The following is a 20,229-nucleotide window of genomic DNA, read 5'->3' on the forward strand; positions in this document are numbered from 1 at the left end:
AGACAGTGCCGCAGTGAAGACCTCTCGTCTTGCACTGCGGCACCGCATTAGGCTTGATTATTGGTTAAGCCAAACTGTCCAGCCGGCAGTCCAGTCGTTTGCAGCATTTTGAACCGCACCAACGTAGGTGGTTGCATCAAAGAAGCTGTTCACTGCACTTACGTCTGTCGCAGTTACGCCGTTCTCTGTTGCGCCGTTGATGTAGGTTTTGAAGGCTGCACCACCAGAAGTAGCTGTCAGTGTGTCTGCTGCAACAAGGTTGTTGCTTTGGCCAAGGAACCAGTCTTCCACACTAAACACATCGTCTGCACCGTCGTCTTTGAAGACTGTGGCACATGTCGTGCTCAGAAGTGTTGATTCCATTGTCAAGTCACCAGTGAGGGTCGTTGCATTGGCACCAGATACAGTGAAGGTAGCAGTTTGGTCGATATCAAGGCAGGCATCGCCAAAGTCAGCCACTACAATGTTGTAAAGGTTAGCTGCTGTACCTTCGCGGAGAAGGATACCGATGTCGCTTTCACCGCCAGCTTCGCCCGCACCCAGAACTGTCGCGTTAGCGATCATTGGATGTGCACGAGGCAGGAAGTCGTTACCGTCACCGTAGTTGTCAGCTTCAAAGCCTTGGTCTGTTGCAGGCTGGTTCGGGTTCTGAATGATCAGAACGTGCTGAACCTTACCACGCCAGCCCTGTGTCCAATCGAGGCTGTCATCGTCAGCGCCGGTTAGAACAAGGTGTTTAGCTTGCGCTGTACCACCGAAGAACTCAACCGCATCGTCTGCACCGTTGTGAACTTGCAGATAGTCAATCTCAGTTTCAGACCCAACGCCCTGGAACGCAATACCATTCAGTTCGTCGTCTGCTGTGATTGGGTTACCGGCATATATCACACGAGTGTAGAAAATCTGGCCGCTATCGTCAGTGTCATCAACACCACCGTAAAGGCCGCTGTCGCCTTCGCCTTCAGCTTCACAAGGTGTACCAACACCGTTACATGTATTGATCGTGGCACGGCCGTTGATCACAATACCACCCCAAAGAGAGGTGTCTGTGTCAAGATCGCGTGTATCAGGGTCAATCGCTGTAAAGGTTACTGGTGCATCTGCTGTACCGTTTGAGTTCAGTTTTGAACCACGTGTAACAACAAGGTAAGAAGAAAGGTCAGCACCCATTACCGTTACGCCAGGCTCGACAGTGAGCGTTGCCGCATCGCCAGTTGCAAGTGGGCTAGAAGCGTCTGGGCCCATATCCACACCAACAACAACCTTGCCTGAAAGAATATAATCAAGGCCGGCAACCAGTGTCAGGTCTTCCGTGATAGTACCAGATACAACACAGGCACCGTCAGAGTTTTCAGTTGTAGCTTCTGGACACTCTGGTGTTGGGTTCAGGCCGTATGTCCAGCCTAAAGTCCAGTTATCAGAGGCAGAAGTACTTGCAACCGCACCGATATAGTCTGTTGCAACAAAGAAAGTATCAACCGCACTTACGTCTGTTGCTGTAACAGCTGTTTCCGCAGTGCCATTAATAAAGTTGTTAAAGAGTGATGTTGCACCCACAACGTTGTTGGACTGGTTAGTGAAATATGCCTCAAGATCAAACGCATCATCTGCGCCGTCATCTTTAAACACAGTCTTACAGTTGCTAGAGAACAAGGTAGACTGGATTGTAAGATTACCAGTTAGGTTTGTTGCACTTGAACCAGCGTTAGTGAAAGTTGAAGTCTGGTCAATATCAAGGCAAGCATCACCGAAGTCAGAAACAACAGTGTTATAGATATTCGCGCCAGTACCTTCACGCAGCAGCATACCAATGTCACTTTCGCCGCCCTTGCTGTAAGAACCAACAATTGTGAAGTTAGCAAGGCGTGGCTTTGCACGTGGCAAGAAGTCGTTACCATCACCGTAGTTATCAGCTTCAATACCTTGGTCAGATGCAGGCTGCGCCGGGTTTTGAATGATCACAACATGCTGGGCTTTACCGCGCCAACCTTGTGTCCAGTCAAAGCCATCATCATCAGCGCCCGTAATAACAAGGTGTTTTACTTGTGCTGTACCACCAAAGAACTCAACGCCGTCATCCGCGCCGTTGTGTACATGCACATAATCGATTTCTGTGCCTGAACCAACGCCCTGGAACGCAATACCGTTCAGCTCGTCATCAGCGGTGATCGGGTTACCCGCATATTTAACCTGTACATACTTGAATGTACCACTGTCGTCAGTATCATCATCGCCGCCGTAAAGACCACTATCGCCTTCACCTTCAGCTTCACAAATTCCAGCACCGTTACAGGTGTTGATGGAAGCACGCCCACTGATAACAATGCCGCCCCACTCTGACGTGAAAGGCTCCTCAAGGGCCAAGCCGCTGTATGATGCAGCTGGCGTAACACCCAGTTCACTTGCCAAATCAAGATCAAGTGCTGATGTAAAAATAATGGGGGAAGAAGCAGTACCCGCAGCTTCAATTTTTGAGCCACGAGAAATTACCAGAAGGTCTGTTTTCGAAGGGCCGTAAATTACAGTACCTGGTTCGATTGTAAGTGTCGCCGGGTCGCCTGCAGCGGCAGTACCGTCTGCACCAACGTCAACACCAATAACCACTTTACCGGAAAGCTGGTAAATATTACCTGAAGTTAGCGTCACGTCGTTTGTAACAGTACCAGAAAGCGTACAGTGTGTCTGATCGCCTACTGTTGTAGCAGATGTACCTGATGGGCAGTCACCCGCAGATGTTCTCTCGAAACCACCACGGTCAATTTTAGACGATGGTTCTGGTTCAGGTTCTGGTTGTGGTTCAGGAGTGCCTGTACCTGGGTTTGGTGCAACTGTGCCTGGCGATGCCAGCTCAGTGCTATCGTCGCCGCAAGCGACGAGCGCGCAAGCAGCAACCGCTGCCAGTAATGTATTCTTTAGAATCTGAAGTTTTGTCATTGTTTTCCCCGTACGGTGCTCAATGGGCCTGGAAATACGTTTATGTTTAAGAGCCAAGCGAACGGACCAGCTAATTAACCAGCCAGCTCCCGATGCACGGGGTAATTAACAATTGTTTCAGTTTGGTTGCGGTTATTTGCACCAATTGTTACAATGTGTAACAATTTTTCAAGCCATTGTTTTAATTAATAAAATTAAACAAAAACTTTACGATTTAAAATAAATTCTGGTGCATAAAAACCCACACAAGCCATGTCGAGAGACATAAAAAAGGGCCAAATGGTAAACGACTCTGCATGGTTACAGATTGCCCTCTCAACTTTTGTATCATAGCAAAGATAAGCGCTGCACATGACGCAAGCAAAAACACCTGCGGCAAAACGGGCCACCCCACCCATGCACCACTACCTGCCATAAACTTGGCATCTCCCATACCCAAGCCATGTCGACCACGCACATAATAGTAAGCGATACTCAAAAGCGCCAAAGAACCAAAGCCAGCAATAGCCCCTATATAATAATAACTGAAAGACGCTGGGTCGGACAGATAATGCAATATCAGGCCCGATATAACTAAGATGGCATTCCACACATTAGGCAGCCTATATGTATGCCAGTCACTAACAGCCAGCACCCATAAGATTAAATACAGACTAGCGCTTTCAGCCCAACGGGCGGAAACCATAAGAAGCAAAATGGCGGGAAATAATGCAGCAAGCGCAAAAAGCGACAGCCACAAGTTTTTCTGCACTATTTGCGGCTCTGGCATCTCTGACATTTCATCTTCCGGCATGGTGCACCCTTTTGCTCTCGGCACAGTATGCTAATGCCTAGCGACAAATAAAGGTTTTACCATAAAAAAAGGCGCACAGAAACTGTGCACCTTTTCCTCACCTTCAGCCTTTATTGAAGGCTGCTATTATTCGCCTAAGCGGTTTAGCGCTGTCATAGCGATTGTTTTCACCCGGCGTGGCTCGCCATTCCTTAAAAGCGCATAAGGATTTTCCTTGTCCGCCAGAATATCCCGGTAAATAGCAACAGCCTGATCACGCCTGCCTGTTGTACTATATACAAAAGCGAGGTTTAACTTCGCAAAAACCTGATCTTCTTCCGAGAACTCACCGCCAACAAGGGCAGCCTCTGCGCTGCTCCAATCACCAGTACTGAGTTCTTGTGCAGCATAGCTGGTTGCGGTATCGTCAAACGCAACGCGAATCTCTTCTGCTGACACTGTGCTTGCAAAAAAAGCTACACTTATAATTGCACCGATAGATGTATAACGCATATCGAATCTCCTACGGCAAAACTTTCTATTATAGACATGTTTGTTACACTATTATGTACCACATGTAAGAAGGTCCAACCATACGATATTTAAGCCCCTGAAATCGTTAAAGTAATTTTTTTTCATTTTTTGTTACAAATAAATCCATTTAAAAACATATGGTTATGAAAATTAAACTTGAGTCGCACCCTCTTACGTGAATTTTTTATGACACCCTCACAAAAAAGCAGAAATGCCGTTCAAGATGTATTAGCAAGGCTCTAAGAAGCCGATTTTAATATTTCTTTAACAGACGCGACATTTAAAATGCATACAGTGAGTCATAAAGTCAGGGTTGTATATTTATCGCTTTCAGTAGCCATACTGATTGCCGCTGGATCACCAGCTGTTTTCGCGGCCATGATGTCGAATAAACTGGTCTCTGTACCAAATACCGGACAGTCTAGCAGGCCAGATAATAACGCACATATCCTTGCAACACCTTTTATAGATACACCAGCACACACAAACACGGCATCAGATGCCGCCGCGCTCAAGTTTATTGAAGCAACCGGCATATATAAAAACCTGTCTTTACTGCTTTTAAACGAAGTCAAAACATCTACTCCGGTGCAGGCCGCTATTCGGCAGCATGGCTTTGAAACTGTAAAAACAGCTGTTGTACAGGCCATAAGGGTTGCACAAACCACATATGCAGGTGAATGGAACACCATGATGGCCGGTATTTACAACCAGCATTTCAATAAAGATGAACTGCGTTCTATCCTTATGGAAAAAGAACAATCCCCTCATTTTGAAAAAATGATCACCCTGCAACCAGTTATTGCAGCCGCTGTTGCCGTACAGGGAAAAGCTATTTTTGAAGAAGCCCAAAAAACCGTGCTGCAACAAATTTCAACTGATTTTGCCGTCTAAACCTTCATAGTGTGATCTTCTGTCGCATCCCCCTGCGGTCAAACATTTACTAATATGTAACCACTGGCTGTTACATCTGTTTGATAAACGGTAAGGGGATCAGACATGACAACTTCTATGATTGAGACAACAAACATCATCTCCAAACATGACATGCTGAAACAGCACTCGCTGTTTCAATCAATGCCGCCTGCCTTATTACAAGCACTCAGTCAGGCTGCACAAGAAGTTAGCTATGAAAAAGGTAATGTCATTTTCCTGCAGGATGACGCATCAGAATGGTTTTATCTTATCAAGTCTGGTTGGGTGAAACTATTCAGAGAAACGTTGGAAGGTAGTGAAGCCGTTCTGGACATGCTGACAAGTGGTCATATTTTTGGGGAAACTGCGATTCTAGACGGCGACATACACACCGTGAGCGCGGCAGCCGCAGAACATGTAACCCTGCTTCGCTTACCTGCAAGCTTGCTTAAAAAAGCTGTTGGTGAAAGCCATGATGTTGCGCTTGCTATGCTGGCCTCACTTTCCCGCCAGCGTAAACGCCAAACTCAGGAAATTGAAAGCCTGAATATGCATAATGCACCCCAGCGTATTGGCTGCTTTATGCTACGTCTATGCAATCTCAGTAACACTGAGCCATACGAGATGACACTGCCATACGACAAATCTCTCATTGCCGCCCGTCTTGGCATGCAGTGTGAAACATTTTCGCGCGCTCTCAACAAACTGCGCAAAGAAACAGACATCACCGTTCAGGGGTCAAGTGTGACGATACCTAACCTTGAAACACTGTCTAACTACGCTTGCAATAGCTGCTCTAACGAGTTTCCGTGCTCAGACCTGCACTAACGCTTATAGACCTGTCTTGTTTTTATTGCGGCTCATCCAGTCCCAATCGATCAGGCTTGGATTTGTTATATATTTATATGGCTCCGTGAGCACCGCAAGCACATAGTCAAAATGCAGCTTTTTATGATGTTTTGGCAAACAGGCAGCAAGTGCAGGGCCAATAGAGTTCAAGCGTTTTTGATGAAAAACAACAGCATACACAGCCGTTTCAGACTGGTTACTTGTCGAAAACTCGATCGACATACCTGTTAGGCTTTCTTCTCCTGCGCGCCAAATCTCCAGAAAAGGAAAACGGTTCTCATTGGCTTCAAGCACATAGTTACACACCCGCACATAATTAGCCAGATACTCTTCCAAACCTGAAACATTTATATTTCCGCGTGCATCAGCCATCCGAGTACCCACCCTTCATAAGACCCTGATAGTAAACAAAAAGAAAATTGGCGTATTTGACAATGATCAAGCGCCTAAAGGGTAAAGCCGACTAGACTTTCAGGGTAATTAACTAAAAGGATAAGCCGGTGCGAGCAAATCATTATAGCGCTTTACTCAAACGCAACCAAAACATACCACGATATACAAGCTACCCAACAGCGCCGCACTTTCATGCAGGCATTAATGGGCAGGTCTATAAAACATGGCTGCAAGACATCGAAGCAGACGCACCGCTTTCGCTATATATCCATATACCCTTCTGCAAAAAACTATGTTGGTATTGTGGTTGCCACACCAAAGCCACCGCACTTTATCAGCCGGTCAGCATATACCTTGATTATCTTAAAAAAGAGATCACCTTAACGGCAGCCGAGATGCAGGAGTCATCTAAAAGAAAGGTCAGCCATATTCACTTTGGCGGCGGGTCGCCAAGTTATTTGTCGGCTTCAGACTTTACCAGCCTGATGGACCATATAAACCATGTATTCTCTGTTGATACCGAGGCAGAAATTGCCATAGAACTAGACCCTCGTGAAATCACAGAAGCCAAAGTGGCGGCCTATAGTAAGGCAGGCGTTAACCGCGCCAGCCTCGGTGTGCAGGATTTCCACATCGATGTGCAAAAAGCCATTAACCGCGTGCAGCCCTTAAACACCGTTTACCGCGGCCTTGATTTACTACGACAATACGGCATTAAGGCCTGCAACATGGACTTGCTATACGGCCTGCCTGTGCAAACATCAAAACACATTCGGGACAATATCGCCTATGCCCTTATGTTAAAACCCAGCCGAATATCCCTGTTTGGTTATGCTCATGTACCATGGATGAAAAAGCATATGCGGCTTATTGATGAAATGGCCCTGCCCGGTGCCGAAGAGCGGCTTAGGCAATTTGACCTTGCGCGAAATGCGCTTATTGAAGGTGGTTACCAGCAAATTGGGCTGGATCACTTTGTACAAAAAAGCGACCCCCTAGCCCTCCAATATCAGACAAAAAAAATACACCGTAATTTCCAAGGCTACACAGCCGATACAGCAGAAAACCTTCTCGGCTTTGGCGCTTCAGCTATTAGCAGCCTGCCTCAAGGCTATAGCCAGAACAAACCTGACATCAGGGCGTATTACAAAGCTCTTGATGCTGGCGACCTGCCGGCAACGCGCGGTATAAAACTAACACCGGAAGATCACATAAGGCGGCTTATTATTCAGCATATCATGTGCTACGGGGAGTTTAGTCTGAAAGATTTCACTGAAAAACGGGATAGCAGATCCAGTTCTCTTGCTCATATTGCCTTTCAGCAGGCTAAAATAATGCTTCAAGAGCTTGCTGTTGACGGGCTAATCGATTTTTCGGAACAGGACAAAGCCTTCACTGTAAAAATTGCACAAGCAAGCCGGCTTGCGGCATCTGTCTTTGATAGTTACCTACAGCCAAAACAGGCTCAGCATTCTCAGATTGCTTAAACATCTTCTTACAAAAAACGAAGCCCCCACAGGATCAGTCCTATGGGGGGGTGAGACTAAGGGTTAACGTTTAGAACCGGTATGCGAGACCTAGACCAAAAACCCAAGGGTCCAGATCAACATCAGCTGTAACAGCGCCGCCGTTAATGCTTGCATCTGTATTCAGGAAAAGCTTTTTCACATCGGCGTTAATAGCCCAGTGATCATCCAGCCCAACATCGACACCAGCCTGCAAGGCATACCCAAAGCCGTTGCTATATTTTATACTGGCCACATCACCCGGATTATTGTTGTAAAAGAACGTGTAATTCAAGCCAGCACCCACATACGGGCGAACCTGCCCTCCCGGGTTAAAATGATACTGCGCCAAAAAGGTTGGTGGCAGCACCCAAACATGACCTAGGTCCAGATCACCAAGAGCGGTGCCTGTTGCCCCCATAGAGTGTTTGGTGGTCGCCAAAATCAGCTCAGTGGCAAAATGGTCTGTCCAGAAATAGCTGATATCAAGCTCAGGCATAATTTTACTGTCAGCTGTAACCGCACCACCAATAGAAACTGTACTGCTTTCATCTGGCGCAACGTCAATAAGGCGCAGACGAACAAGCCAAGGGCTTTTATCTTCTGCAATGGCCGCACCAGCTGCCAACTGAAGCGCCGCCGCACATGTAAGAACTTTAAAAAAGGGGGAGATAGACATCTGTTTTTCCTCTCTGTTAATCATTGAGGAAAATATGCATTTAAAAAGGGCTTTTAACCTTGATAAAAGTCAAATAAAATATTTAATTCAAATACTTATATATTATTCTTCGTCGTCCAGTAAAATTCTGTGAGCCGCCCCTTCAAGGTCGTCATACTGGCCGCTTTTCATACACCATAAAAATGCTCCCAGCCCTAGAAAGCCAAGCCCTAATGCAATGGGTACCAGATATAAAAGTGCACTCATGATTTTTTCCTTCCCAAAGTAAGCCGAAAGGCATTCATGATAACAATCAGCGACGAACCAGACATGGCAGCGGCAGCCACCATAGGGGTAACATATCCCATAACCGCCATTGGTACCGCAACAATATTGTAGAGAATCGCAAGAGCAAAGTTCTCTCTGACCAGCGCATTTGAACGACGGGCCACAAGGAGTGTATCATAAACAGGCATTAAACGCTCGCCCTGAAACACAATATCGGCGGTATTCTGGGTTATATCAACCGCGCTTGACGGTGACATGGATGCATCAGCAGCAGCAAGAGCTGGCGCATCATTCAGGCCGTCCCCCACCATTAGGACAGACCGGCCTTTTTCTTTCAAGGCTTTAAGCTCTGCGCATTTTTCAGCCGGTGTTACTTCGGCAATAATGCGCTCGATACCCAGCCTGCCGCCTATAATGCCAGCAACTGCTTTTCTATCGCCAGACAGCAAAATACAGTCAAGCCCTGCCGCTTTGAGGCGGGTAATGGTGTCCACGGCATCACTACGTAACTGATCTGCAAAGGTAAAACGCTTTTTGGTCTGACCACCGACCCACAAAAAAAGCTCCAGCACAGTGTCTGTACCACGTGTGCCACTTTCTGTGCCATCTGTGCCATTTTTTGTGCCGTCTGTGCCACACCATGCTCGGCTGCCAACTCGTACTTCTTGCCCATCATAAAAAGCAGAAAGCCCCTTACCTGGATGTTCTTTTACCTCAAGAGTGATCAATTCACCCGTGTAGGCTTCGGCAAGGGCTTTTGAAAGCGGGTGCCTGCTATTGGCGGCAAGAGACGCTGCCAATTTCAGCTCAGCAGGACTATAGCCAGCGGGAAGCAGTTCTGGCCTCCCAACAGTAAGCGTACCGGTTTTGTCGAACACAACGGTATCAATACCTGCAAGGCGTTCCAGCGCATCACCAGATTTTAACAGCACACCATTTTTCAAAAGCACACCACTTGCCAGCACTTGCACAACAGGCACCGCAAGCCCGAGTGCACAAGGGCAAGTAATGATCAGCACTGTCACAGCGTGCAATAGCGCCACCTGCCAGTCAGCGCTGGCCAGTAACCACCAGCCTGCAAACGTGGCAAAACCCATAATATGTACCACAGGCGTATAAAGAGCTGCGGCTTTGTCGGCAATACGGACATATTTAGCGGCGCCTTGTTCAGCAACTTCCATCATACGAACAATGGCGCTAAGCAAACTGTTTTCGCTGGCCTTTGTCACTTCTATATCGACGGGGGCCGTAAGGTTAAGGGTGCCAGCAAACACGTCTGTGCCAACACCCGCATGAAGCGGTATGGTTTCGCCGCTAATAAGCGACATATCCATGTCAGTTTCACCTGCTGTTATAATGCCGTCCGCCGGGAAGTTTTCCCCTGCTGTGACAAGCACCTGCATACCGCTTTTAAGCTGGCTTATAGGCACCCGCTTTAGGGCACCAGCCTCTTTAACAGCGGCCATACCAGCCAGTTGCGACAACAGCCGGGATGCAGAAGCCCTTGCTTTTCCTTTTGCCCGCGCATCCAGATACCGGCCAATAAGCAGAAAAAACAGCAACATAACGGCGGAATCAAAATAAACATGATCACCGTGACGGATCGTTTCTGAAACACTCATGACAGAGGCTAAAATCACAGCAAGGGAAATGGGCACATCCATGTTTGTATGGCCACCCCTGAGCGCCGCAAAGGCAGACCTGAAAAAAGGTTGCCCTGAATAAAGCACAATAGGTAAGGCAATAAGGGCAGAAACCCAGTGGAAAAAGTCGCGCGTTGCAAAACCCATGGTTTCAGCTGTGCTTGACCACAAGCCGACGGAAATAAGCATCAAGTTACCCGCTGCAAAGCCAGAGGCTGCGATAGCTTTAATTAAGGTTTTTTCCGTGTCGGCACCGCTATTTTCCTTTTCAGCATCAAAAGAAAACAGCTTGTAACCAAGCTTACTCACTTCGGCGGCTAAAGCGTCACCACGGCTTTTTTCGCCTGTCCATGAAAAGGCAAGGCGTTCTGTTGTCATGTTAACGCGGGCGGCGGTTACATCAGGCTGCGCAGCAAGGGCATTTTCAATCAACCGGATGCAAGAAGCACAGTGGATACCCTCTACTGCCAGCTCTAGCTGGTAGGTCCCATTCCCAAGATCCTGCGCAAGGGCACTATATTGGCCTTCTGCGCTTATACTCTCTCTTGCTGCACAGGCGGCTTCACAGCCACTACAACAGAAGTCACCCGTTTTACAATCTTTACCGCACTGTTTACACTGTGTCATTTAACAAGCACTAGCCGTTCAGCCATCTGGAAAGTCGCGTCTGGCTTTTCCGCAAAAAACCGGACTTCCCACTGGCCAGATAAAGGAAAAACTACATCTGCACTATAAACACCTGCACCACGGGCATCCAGTGGGAAAGCAAAATCATAGCCAGATTGCGTTGGGCGAAACACGGAAGCCATTACAGCCGCATTTTCAACTGGTTTTCCGGCCTTATCCTGCAAGGTAAAAACCATATTCCCCTCTAGGGCAGAGGCAACAGGGTTGAATGTTACGGTGCCGGCCCAGCCTGTGTGGTGCATCTTCTCGGCGGCGGCTATCGTATCGTTATAGTCGAGGCCCTTTTGGTAAGCATGCTCTGTTACAACGCCGGTATGGGTTGTAACAGCAATGGCAACAAACCCGGCACTGATCATAATAAGCACCACAAAAAATGCTACAAAATACCACGGTATCCAACGGTCAGATGGCCGCGGGCCAGATAGAGGCACTTCCGTGTTTTGGCGTGGCTCCTGCACTATTGTTTCCCACTTACAAAAAGGGTTTCATACTCTTCCCGTGCTTCAGTCTCTTTTTCCTGAAGCACAAACCTAATATCACTTCGTGTTGTTTCTGGCTTTGGCGCAAACGCAAACACCCGGAAATGCCCAACACTATCAGCAAAAACCAGTAAGGAGCCTGCATCAAGCTCGCCCGCACCTTGTGCTTTAAGTGTGAGACCCGTCAAGCCTTCTGCGCTCAGGCTAAAAATTCTGTCTTCCTGTGTTTTATTCAAAATTTTAATATCATACCCATTTCGAATATCGCCGTTTGAGAGCTGCACAAACATGGGGTTTCTATCGTGCAGAACATGTAATTCTGTCTCGCTTCTGTTCAAAAGCCCAAACAGAATAGCGCCGCCAACAACAGTCATAATCGCTATGTAATAAAAGGTTCGAAGCCTAAACAGGCTAAAATATTCTGGCTTTCCTTCTTTTCGACACTCCTGATTATGAGGCGTGTCATAACGGATAAGATCAGGCGGCAATTCAAGCTTGTGCATAATGTCATTACAGGCATCAATACAAAGGCCACAAGCAATACATTCCATCTGCAAGCCATCGCGAATATCAATACCAACCGGGCACACCTGTACACAGGCAGTACAATCGATGCAGTGACCGCGCCCTTCCCAGCTCTCGCCTTTTTTATGCTTGCCGCGCTGTTCACCGCGCAGTTCATCATAACCAATAACAAGGGTGTCTTTGTCAAACATGGCTGACTGAAACCGCGCATAAGGGCACATATAGATGCACACCTGCTCGCGAGCAAAACCAGCCATTACATAGGTGGAAAGTGTTAAGGCAATAATCCAGCCAAGCACAGACCACGGCACATCCAGATGTACTATCTGCTCAATCAGGGTTGGAGCATCATTAAAATAAAACACCCATGCACCACCGGTTAGCATGCCAATAACCAACCAGGCACTATGAGTTAGGCCAAGCTTCCAAAGCTTTTCGAAAGACCACGGGGCCTGATAAAGCCTTTGCCGCTTGGCACGGTCGCCTTGCACAATACGCTCTACCCACACAAACAGGTCTGTCCACACGGTTTGCGGGCACGCATACCCACACCAGACACGGCCCAGCAAACTGGTTACCAGAAACAACCCAATGGCCGCCAGAATAAGAAGCCCGGTAAGATAGTAAACTTCCTGTGGCCATATCTCGATAAAAAAGAAATAGGCGCGCCGGGCTGGCATATCGATAAGGATAGCCTGATCAGGCGCATGAGGGCCGCGGTCCCACCTGATAAACGGTGCAAGATAATAAATACCCAGCAATGTTACCATAGACAGCCATTTGATCTTGCGAAATTTCCCCCAAACACGTTTGGGGAAAATCCGTTCTTTTTTAACAAATAGTTTTAGGGGGGCCGCAGTGTCAGTCATACTCTGATCCTATTCCCCACCGCCAAGTGAATGAACATAAACTGTTAGCTGGCGAATAGTGCTATCGCTTAAGCGGCCATCCCACGCCGGCATAATACCGTGTTTTGGGTTTCTTATTTGGGCAACAATATCACTCTTGCTGCCGCCGTACAGCCAGATAGCATCGGCAAGTTTGGGGCCACCCAACTCCTGCACACCAACACCCGCTGAACCGTGACAAACAGAGCATTGCTCGTCAAAGATAGCTTCACCCGCTTCGGGAAGCGCCTCACCGTGCGCCACCGCATAAACATAATCGGCCACTGCTTGAATGTCTGCGGTGTCCATAAAGCTGCCAAAAGCAGGCATTTCATTAAACCGGGCTTCATCGTGACCAGACCTGACACCATACCGCAGTGTCTGTTCAATCGCATCAATATCACCGCCCCACAGCCAATCGTCATCATTCAGGTTCGGGTACCCACTAGCACCCGCACCGCCTGTACCGTGGCACGTAGCACAGTTATCACCGAACGCTGCCTTACCGCCTGCAAGCGCAAAAGCATACAGGCTTGGGTCTTCTTTAATCTCGGCATACGACGCCTGATCAAACCGACCTTGATAAACAGCTTTACGGGCCACAATCTCTGCCTGAGCTTCTTTCAACTGTTTGTACTGGGTCCAGCCCTGTGAGCCTTCTGTACCACCCCGTTCACCATCGCCAGACAGCGTTGGCCACGCCGGATAGACAACCCAGTACCCTATGGCCCATATGATGCACAGGTAAAAGACAATCAGCCACCAGCGCGGCATGGGGTTATCAAGTTCCTTGATACCGTCCCATTCGTGACCCGTTGTTTGAACGCCAGATATTTTATCAATTTCATTCTGTTTTTTAGTCATTTGTCATCCTCCGCTAAAGGGATGAATTTATAAGATTCCATTTGTTCTTTGGCTTTGGGCCGATAAGCCCAGCCTGCTATCAGCAGGAAAACCGTGAAGAAAAATAAAAGGCCTGCCATGCCAGCATGCTGTGAAAGCCAGTCTATCATTTGTCCTCTCCCTGCACTGAAGGCGCTTCATAGTCTTGAAGCTCTGCCATGGTGCCCAGCACTTGCAGATAAGCAATAAGTGCATCAAGCTCTGTCGTATGGTTTTGGCCGTCAAAGTTACGCATGGTTACCTTGCCGTAACGCTCAGCCAAGCCATCGTGATAATCGCTTTCGTCTGCTGCCTGAGCATACGCATCGCGGCTCGCGAACTCGATCATCTCGTCTGTGTAGGGCACACCCACCATACGCAGGGCTTTCATATCCTGCCCTATGTCATCAAGGTTAGCGCCGCGTTCCGCCAAATGGGGGTATGGTGGCATAATGCTTTCTGGCACCAGATCTTGCGGCCTATGCATATGCTGCACATGCCAGTCATCAGAATATTTGCCGCCAACACGGGCAAGGTCTGGCCCTGTGCGCTTTGACCCCCACTGGAACGGGTGGTCATACATGCTTTCTGCTGCAAGCGAATAATGACCGTAACGCTCTACTTCATCCCTGAGCGGGCGAATTTGCTGGCTATGGCAGTTATAACAGCCCTCGCGGACATATACATTCTGCCCAGCAAGCTCAAGCGGTGTATAAGGCCGCACGCCTTTTACTGGCTCAATCGTTGTTTCCACCCTAAAAAGTGGTACGATTTCGATTAAGCCACCAACAGAGATAGCTAGCACAATGAAAATAAGCAGCAGGATGGAGTTTTTCTCCAGTTTTTCATGATGTTTAAGCATGGGCTTTCTCCCCTACTTTTGTCTTCATAGGCACAGCGTCACCCTTAACCGTTTTAATCAGGTTATAAGCCATGATCAGCCCGCCTGTGAGGAACAGAATGCCCCCAAGCGCCCTAATGAGATAGAAGGGATGCATGGCCATAACAGTTTCAACAAAGCTATATTGCAGGAAGCCAAGTTCATCATAAGAACGCCACATCAGACCCTGCATAATACCGGACACCCACATGGCGGCAATATAAAGAACAATACCAATCGTTGCGATCCACAGATGCATATTTACAAGGCGCATGGAATAGAGGCGCTGTTTTTTCCACAGCACTGGCACCATATGGTACACAGCCCCAAAGGTAATGAACGCCACCCAGCCAAGCGCACCAGAATGTACGTGACCAATGGTCCAGTCAGTATAATGAGAAAGCGCATTCACTGTCTTGATAGACATTAAGGGGCCTTCAAACGTGCTCATACCGTAGAATGCGAGGGATATAATCATGAACCTGAGAACCGGGTCTTCGCGCAGTTTATGCCACGCACCAGACAGGGTCATCATACCGTTGATCATACCACCCCAAGACGGCATCCACAGCATGATAGAGAAGGTTGCCCCAAGGGTCTGCGCCCAATCAGGCAAGCTGGTATAATGCAAATGGTGTGGCCCCGCCCAAATATAGATGAAAATCAGGCCCCAAAAATGGAGGATAGACAGCCGGTAACTGTAAACAGGCCGCTCTGCCCGCTTTGGTACGAAATAATACATAATGCCCAAAAAGCCCGCTGTCAGGAAAAAGCCCACAGCGTTATGGCCGTACCACCACTGAATAAGGGCAGACTGAACACCGCCCCACACAGGGTAGCTTTTAGCCCCTGTCAGGGACACCGGCACAGAAATATTATTCACGAGGTGTAGAACAGCAACCGTGACAATAAAGGCGAGGAAGAACCAGTTACCCACATAAATATGGGGTTCCCTGCGGTTCTTTAGCGTCATCAGAAAAACAATCAGATACGCCACCCACACAAAAGTGAGCCAAAGGTCTGCGTACCATTCAGGCTCGGCATACTCTTTTGCCTGCGTTACCCCTGTTACATAGCCTAGTGCCGCCAAAACGATGAAAAGCTGGTAACCCCAAAAAGTAAAGGTAGCCCAACTATCGCCCCAGAGGCGCGTACGGCATGTACGCTGCACTGAAAAATAGCTTGTTGCAAACAGGGCGTTGCCGCCAAAGGCAAAAATCACAGCCGATGTATGCAATGGCCGTAGCCTGCCAAAGGTTAAATATTCACCAATATTTAAAGCGGGGAATGCCATCTGGAGGGCAATAAAAACCCCAACAGCAAACCCGACAATACCCCAAAATACTGTTGCGATTGTGAACAGTTTCACAACCTCATCGTTATATTTGGGTGTTTCAGTGAGCGTATTCATATTTCTTTCCTCACATAACCACTGAGCCAGCCACGACCATCAGGCTGACACCGTTCACAGCCATCATGCCACTGGCAATCAGCTGTACCTCATTTGGCCAACGCGCAAGCGCAAGCCGTGTGCCTGTTCCAACCACAAAAAGGGCTGGAACCGTTCCCAATCCAAAAAACATCATTCCCGCAACAGCGACCAAAGGGTCGCCCGTTGCCGTCACCGCCATAAGGGCGGCTAGCACCAGCCCACAAGGCAGCAACCCCAGCATCATACCAAGGGCATAACGCCGCACAGGGCTGTGCGACTGCATGAAAGGTGCCGCGATCTTGCCAATGGCAGCGCCCATTTTACCCGCTATACCCCCCATGTCAGGCATAGGAAAAATGGCTTTAAGCGCAGGGATAGCATTTGCTAAAAACAGCACCCCGGAAAGCATCAGGAATGTAAAAATAACGCCGCGCTCAAACGGCGTTCCCATAAGCGAGCCAGAAAGTGTTGCCGCCAGCAACCCCAGCAAGCTGTATGTTGTGATGCGCCCGGCATGGTATGGCAAAAGAGCAGCGCCCCTAAGCCGCCTAAACATACCTTCGCCCGCTTTGCTTGTGCCAGACACTTGCGCCATAACAAAAGGGCCACACATGCCAGTACAGTGTGACAGGCTGCCAAACAGCCCACCAAGAAACAAAGACAGCAAAATCCCGCCTTTATTTTCAATAATTACCTGACAATGTTGCAGAAAATATTCCACTATTGGCCCCAGTAGTGTGACTAAACATACTCGGTAACATATCTTTATTTACAAGGGAGGGTTTTGACTTTTGTCAAAACAAGGCTGCCTGCGTCAGCTTGTCCCACACAAGATACACAAAACACTTAACATACTGAAAAATAATAATAAAATAGACCAAAAGTCGCGCTTATTTATAGCAGGCCCATATTTACAGCGGCAAGCGTTGCCTCAGCGCGGGAACAAATCTCTAGTTTGCGGTAAATAGTTTTTACATACCCTGCAACCGTGTGTTCACTAATCCCCAAAATGCGGGAAACATCACTGTTTCTAAGCCCCTTGGCTAAAAGTCGCAACACCTCTATCTCACGGGCTGTTAAGCTTTCAGCCTGAAGATCGCCGGTAATGGTTTGCTGGTTTTTCTTCTGAAAATAGGCCATCATGCGCTGGGCAATTGAAGGCGAAAGCGGCGGCTCACCCTGCTGAATTCTCAGCAAATATTTGATCAAAATTTCTGGCTGCTGATCTTTCAACAGATACCCTTTTGCACCGGCCGCAATGGCATCAAACAAATGAGCATCATCGTCATAAATTGTTATAACAACGGGCATAACATTGGGGTAGTTTTCGGCCAGATCGCGCACCAGCGCTATCCCCGAACCATCCGGCAAACCCAGATCAATGAGCGCAATTCTAGGGGGACCTGCTCTATCCGTTTTTTCTAGTGCCCAATGTTCTGAAAGCCACTTTCTGGCTATTGTCAGATTTTCCGCGCGGGCTATAGAAATGCCCTCAAAGGCATCTTCCAGAACACCCGCCAGCCACGCGCAGGTTTGCGGAATATCCTCAACAACCAGCCCTTCCATCAGCGGCGGTGTTTTTTCCATTGCCTGCTCTAGCATGCTTTATACTGCCATCTGCGCGAGCGAAAATTCAATTTGCACGGCATAGCCTTTCTCTGTGACCGGGAACTCTAGCCGACCACCAATTTCTTCTGCCCTGCGGCGCATATTCGGGATACCATTCCCCCCTGAAGAACTTGCCTTGCCCACCGCTGTTTCCAGCATAAGGCCTGCGCCGTCATCACTAATGCAAATACGAATAATATTCCCAACAGCCTCAACCGTGACATCCACCGCCTTAGCACCAGAATGGACAATAATATTGCTAATAATTTCACGGTGAATAGAAATATAATTTTTATACACCTGATAATCAAGAAGGTCTTCCCGCTCCTCAGAGGCTGAAAGTGGCCAATTAAGCTCGATCCCTGCAGCTTCAAGCCTGATATGGCTTTCATGGCGCAGCGCCGCAATAAGCTGATAAAGCGGTATGGTACCGCCAATCAGCCCGCTTACCACAGTGCGCATATCAGAAAGTGTTTTCCTGATTGTAGATTTAATGTCTTGCATATTTTCTGTATGCAAGCTGGTTAAAAGCCCGGCACCAATATCATCGTGCAGGTCCTGAGCAATGCGCTTGCGTTCTTCTGTTTTGCCGCGCTCATAAGCATCACGGCTTTTTTCTGCATGACGCATTAATGTTATAATTTGCTGCGCCAAATTCAAATCTGCCGGGCTAAAAAGCGCTCTGCCCCGGTGCGAATAACACATAGCAAGCGGTGCAATACCGGCAAGCGCTGGTAACTGCAGTTCAATACCGTCGCGCTTTACAACAACCTGCCCTGCATCATGGCTTAGTTCGCGTATTTCAAGGGGATCAAAAATCGCATATAATAATGTTTTCCAGCGTTTTACCCTTTCCTGCTGGGTACTGGTAAAGGCAATTTCAATCACCTGATGAAACAGGGCATGATTTTCCACATTTCTGTGCCCTAGCATCTTACGCCACAATATATCACGTAGCGGTAAATACAGAATACCGATAAGCAATACAGAAAGCCCGGTTGAAAAGCTGGCACCAAAATCAAGCGCGTAAATGATGAGCGCATCAAGAACGACAAACAAGATAAGCGCGGCCATATAGAAAATGATTCTGAAAGCCCATGTATCAAGCTCAAAGAGCCGGTAGCGCCGCAGTCCAAGCGCCAGCCCAATGTAAATCAGCAGGAAAAAGACAAACATCCAGCCCTGAGAAACCTGCGGGCTTTCCTGTATGACAAGCGGCAGCATAGCAAGCGATATAAAGGCGCCCGCACAAACTACAACAGATAAACCAAGCCACCGCAAAACGGCTCTGTTATGCGGGTCTTTTCTGGTTGCAAACCATTGCACCACCACAAGAGCCACAATCAGGAACATTTCTGCCGCGCCCACAATCGGCGGCAAATAAAGGCCGGAAAATAACGGCCAACCCAACCCGTATCTTTGCAGAATATCCAGTATCACAACTGGCGCAAAAAGCACTGGCACAAAAAGCAGATAGCGCACCTTCACAAGCTGCTTTGGGTAAACGAGAAACATGGCTGGTATTGCAATACCAAAGGCAACTGCACCGCTATAGTTTAATGTTGACAATAGCTTGAACAGTGCACCATCAAACGCAAGTTCCCTTGTGCTATATATTGCCGCTGCACAGGCAAACGTCAGGGTGCTAAGCCCAGAAAGCGCAAAACAGCGGGCCCCCCAGTCGCTTTGCCTTAAGGACCAAACCCATGTACTAATCAAAAAGCTTGCAGCCCCAACAAGTATCTGCACCCAAAACACCGCAGGCAAGGATGCCGCAGGCCTGCTTGTGGGTACAATGGCAACCGTTCTTTCCTGTTCATCGCCGTACCCAAGCGTTAAAATAACTGTTTTACTTTGCAGATGGGACCATAAGGCTGTTTGCCGCTCAAGAAAGGCACGAACAGTCTTATTATCGTTCAGCAAATCCGGCTCTTCCACAATATCTGTCGCAGTTAGAGGAAAACCGTTCACAGCCTTCAGTATTGCGGGAACATCGATATCTTCTGCTGGCGAATTTGAAACAGTATCAATGATCACAACTTGGCCTATCACAGCATCAGGCGTTAATGTAAGACCCATCCACTGCACACTGGTTGCAAGCCAATAACATATGCCGACCGTTGCCAGTGACAATAACACCGCAGCCTGCACAACCCTAGTAGGCGAATAAAACCTCATGCCTGTCTCCACCCCTGGCATTTCCCCCAGAAAGACAGAGGCTTACCCCTCTCTTTCGCCGTATTATTATATTCGTATAACACTGGATACATTTACACAAAACCACATACTAGGTACAAATACTTTAAGGCAGAGGGCTTTTATGTCACCCTCTGCCTTATGCCATAGTATCGCTCTAGC

At 48.1% G+C, this 20,229-nt stretch carries 19 protein-coding genes; 3 read left to right on the forward strand and 16 right to left on the reverse strand.

The annotated features are described in order from the left end of the window. Positions 1 to 57: 57 nt before the first annotated feature. From ICL80_RS15230 to ICL80_RS15240, 3 genes are all read right to left on the reverse strand, one after another. Complete coding sequence (locus ICL80_RS15230) at positions 58 to 2,934, reverse strand: hypothetical protein (RefSeq protein WP_194213583.1); 2,877 nt, start codon at positions 2,932 to 2,934, stop codon at positions 58 to 60. Between the two features lie 214 nt (positions 2,935 to 3,148). Next, on the reverse strand, positions 3,149 to 3,727 hold the full coding sequence (locus tag ICL80_RS15235) for a prepilin peptidase (RefSeq protein ID WP_194213584.1): 579 nt from the start codon (positions 3,725 to 3,727) through the stop codon (positions 3,149 to 3,151). Positions 3,728 to 3,853: 126 nt separating this feature from the next. Beyond that, positions 3,854 to 4,219 carry a hypothetical protein gene (locus tag ICL80_RS15240; RefSeq protein ID WP_194213585.1) on the reverse strand — a complete coding sequence of 122 codons (366 nt, stop codon included), beginning with the start codon at positions 4,217 to 4,219 and terminating at the stop codon, positions 3,854 to 3,856. A gap of 306 nt (positions 4,220 to 4,525) precedes the next feature. On the opposite strand from ICL80_RS15240, the gene ICL80_RS15245 reads away from it, so the two are divergent. Both ICL80_RS15245 and ICL80_RS15250 read left to right on the forward strand, forming a co-directional pair. Further along, the gene (locus tag ICL80_RS15245; RefSeq protein WP_194213586.1) at positions 4,526 to 5,134 is read left to right on the forward strand and encodes a DUF2059 domain-containing protein; all 609 of its coding nucleotides are present in this window, start codon (positions 4,526 to 4,528) and stop codon (positions 5,132 to 5,134) included. A 105-nt stretch (positions 5,135 to 5,239) separates the two neighbouring features. Next, positions 5,240 to 5,983 carry a Crp/Fnr family transcriptional regulator gene (locus tag ICL80_RS15250; protein WP_194213587.1) on the forward strand — a complete coding sequence of 248 codons (744 nt, stop codon included), beginning with the start codon at positions 5,240 to 5,242 and terminating at the stop codon, positions 5,981 to 5,983. A 3-nt stretch (positions 5,984 to 5,986) separates the two neighbouring features. Here ICL80_RS15250 and ICL80_RS15255 read toward each other — a convergent pair whose 3' ends face one another. Then, complete coding sequence (locus ICL80_RS15255) at positions 5,987 to 6,376, reverse strand: hypothetical protein (RefSeq protein ID WP_194213588.1); 390 nt, start codon at positions 6,374 to 6,376, stop codon at positions 5,987 to 5,989. A gap of 128 nt (positions 6,377 to 6,504) precedes the next feature. Between ICL80_RS15255 and hemN the strand changes: the two genes are divergently transcribed. Further along, positions 6,505 to 7,884 (forward strand): oxygen-independent coproporphyrinogen III oxidase, encoded by a 1,380-nt coding sequence (gene hemN / locus ICL80_RS15260; protein WP_194213589.1) that lies wholly within the window; start codon positions 6,505 to 6,507, stop codon positions 7,882 to 7,884. A 70-nt stretch (positions 7,885 to 7,954) separates the two neighbouring features. Here the strand turns inward: hemN and ICL80_RS15265 are convergent, their stop codons facing one another. From ICL80_RS15265 to ICL80_RS15320, 12 genes are all read right to left on the reverse strand, one after another. Then, positions 7,955 to 8,581, reverse strand: coding sequence for an OmpW/AlkL family protein (locus ICL80_RS15265; RefSeq protein WP_194213590.1), 627 nt, complete (start codon positions 8,579 to 8,581; stop codon positions 7,955 to 7,957). A gap of 102 nt (positions 8,582 to 8,683) precedes the next feature. Then, the gene (gene ccoS / locus ICL80_RS15270; RefSeq protein ID WP_194213591.1) at positions 8,684 to 8,827 is read right to left on the reverse strand and encodes a cbb3-type cytochrome oxidase assembly protein CcoS; all 144 of its coding nucleotides are present in this window, start codon (positions 8,825 to 8,827) and stop codon (positions 8,684 to 8,686) included. Further along, positions 8,824 to 11,118 carry a heavy metal translocating P-type ATPase gene (locus ICL80_RS15275; protein ID WP_194213592.1) on the reverse strand — a complete coding sequence of 765 codons (2,295 nt, stop codon included), beginning with the start codon at positions 11,116 to 11,118 and terminating at the stop codon, positions 8,824 to 8,826. The genes ccoS and ICL80_RS15275 overlap by 4 nt, the downstream gene beginning before the upstream one ends. Beyond that, positions 11,115 to 11,636 (reverse strand): FixH family protein, encoded by a 522-nt coding sequence (locus ICL80_RS15280; RefSeq protein WP_194213593.1) that lies wholly within the window; start codon positions 11,634 to 11,636, stop codon positions 11,115 to 11,117. Before ICL80_RS15280 ends, ICL80_RS15275 begins: the two co-directional genes overlap by 4 nt. Further along, a complete protein-coding gene (gene ccoG / locus ICL80_RS15285) occupies positions 11,636 to 13,051 on the reverse strand; it encodes a cytochrome c oxidase accessory protein CcoG (RefSeq protein WP_194213594.1) in 1,416 nt (471 codons plus the stop codon). The genes ICL80_RS15280 and ccoG overlap by 1 nt, the downstream gene beginning before the upstream one ends. Before the next feature lie 9 nt (positions 13,052 to 13,060). Continuing rightward, positions 13,061 to 13,933, reverse strand: a complete 873-nt coding sequence (gene ccoP, locus ICL80_RS15290) for a cytochrome-c oxidase, cbb3-type subunit III (RefSeq protein ID WP_194213595.1) — start codon at positions 13,931 to 13,933, stop codon at positions 13,061 to 13,063. After that, on the reverse strand, positions 13,930 to 14,082 hold the full coding sequence (locus ICL80_RS15295) for a CcoQ/FixQ family Cbb3-type cytochrome c oxidase assembly chaperone (protein WP_194213596.1): 153 nt from the start codon (positions 14,080 to 14,082) through the stop codon (positions 13,930 to 13,932). The genes ccoP and ICL80_RS15295 overlap by 4 nt, the downstream gene beginning before the upstream one ends. Beyond that, on the reverse strand, positions 14,079 to 14,813 hold the full coding sequence (ccoO, locus tag ICL80_RS15300) for a cytochrome-c oxidase, cbb3-type subunit II (protein ID WP_194213597.1): 735 nt from the start codon (positions 14,811 to 14,813) through the stop codon (positions 14,079 to 14,081). The genes ICL80_RS15295 and ccoO overlap by 4 nt, the downstream gene beginning before the upstream one ends. Continuing rightward, complete coding sequence (gene ccoN, locus ICL80_RS15305; RefSeq protein WP_194213598.1) at positions 14,806 to 16,242, reverse strand: cytochrome-c oxidase, cbb3-type subunit I; 1,437 nt, start codon at positions 16,240 to 16,242, stop codon at positions 14,806 to 14,808. Before ccoN ends, ccoO begins: the two co-directional genes overlap by 8 nt. Before the next feature lie 10 nt (positions 16,243 to 16,252). Further along, complete coding sequence (locus ICL80_RS15310) at positions 16,253 to 16,984, reverse strand: sulfite exporter TauE/SafE family protein (protein WP_194213599.1); 732 nt, start codon at positions 16,982 to 16,984, stop codon at positions 16,253 to 16,255. Between the two features lie 173 nt (positions 16,985 to 17,157). After that, positions 17,158 to 17,850 (reverse strand): response regulator transcription factor, encoded by a 693-nt coding sequence (locus ICL80_RS15315; RefSeq protein ID WP_194213600.1) that lies wholly within the window; start codon positions 17,848 to 17,850, stop codon positions 17,158 to 17,160. An 18-nt stretch (positions 17,851 to 17,868) separates the two neighbouring features. Further along, positions 17,869 to 20,049, reverse strand: a complete 2,181-nt coding sequence (locus ICL80_RS15320; protein ID WP_194213601.1) for a sensor histidine kinase — start codon at positions 20,047 to 20,049, stop codon at positions 17,869 to 17,871. Positions 20,050 to 20,229 lie beyond the last annotated feature (180 nt).

This window comes from Kordiimonas pumila (assembly GCF_015240255.1).
Lineage (GTDB): Bacteria > Pseudomonadota > Alphaproteobacteria > Sphingomonadales > Kordiimonadaceae > Kordiimonas > Kordiimonas pumila.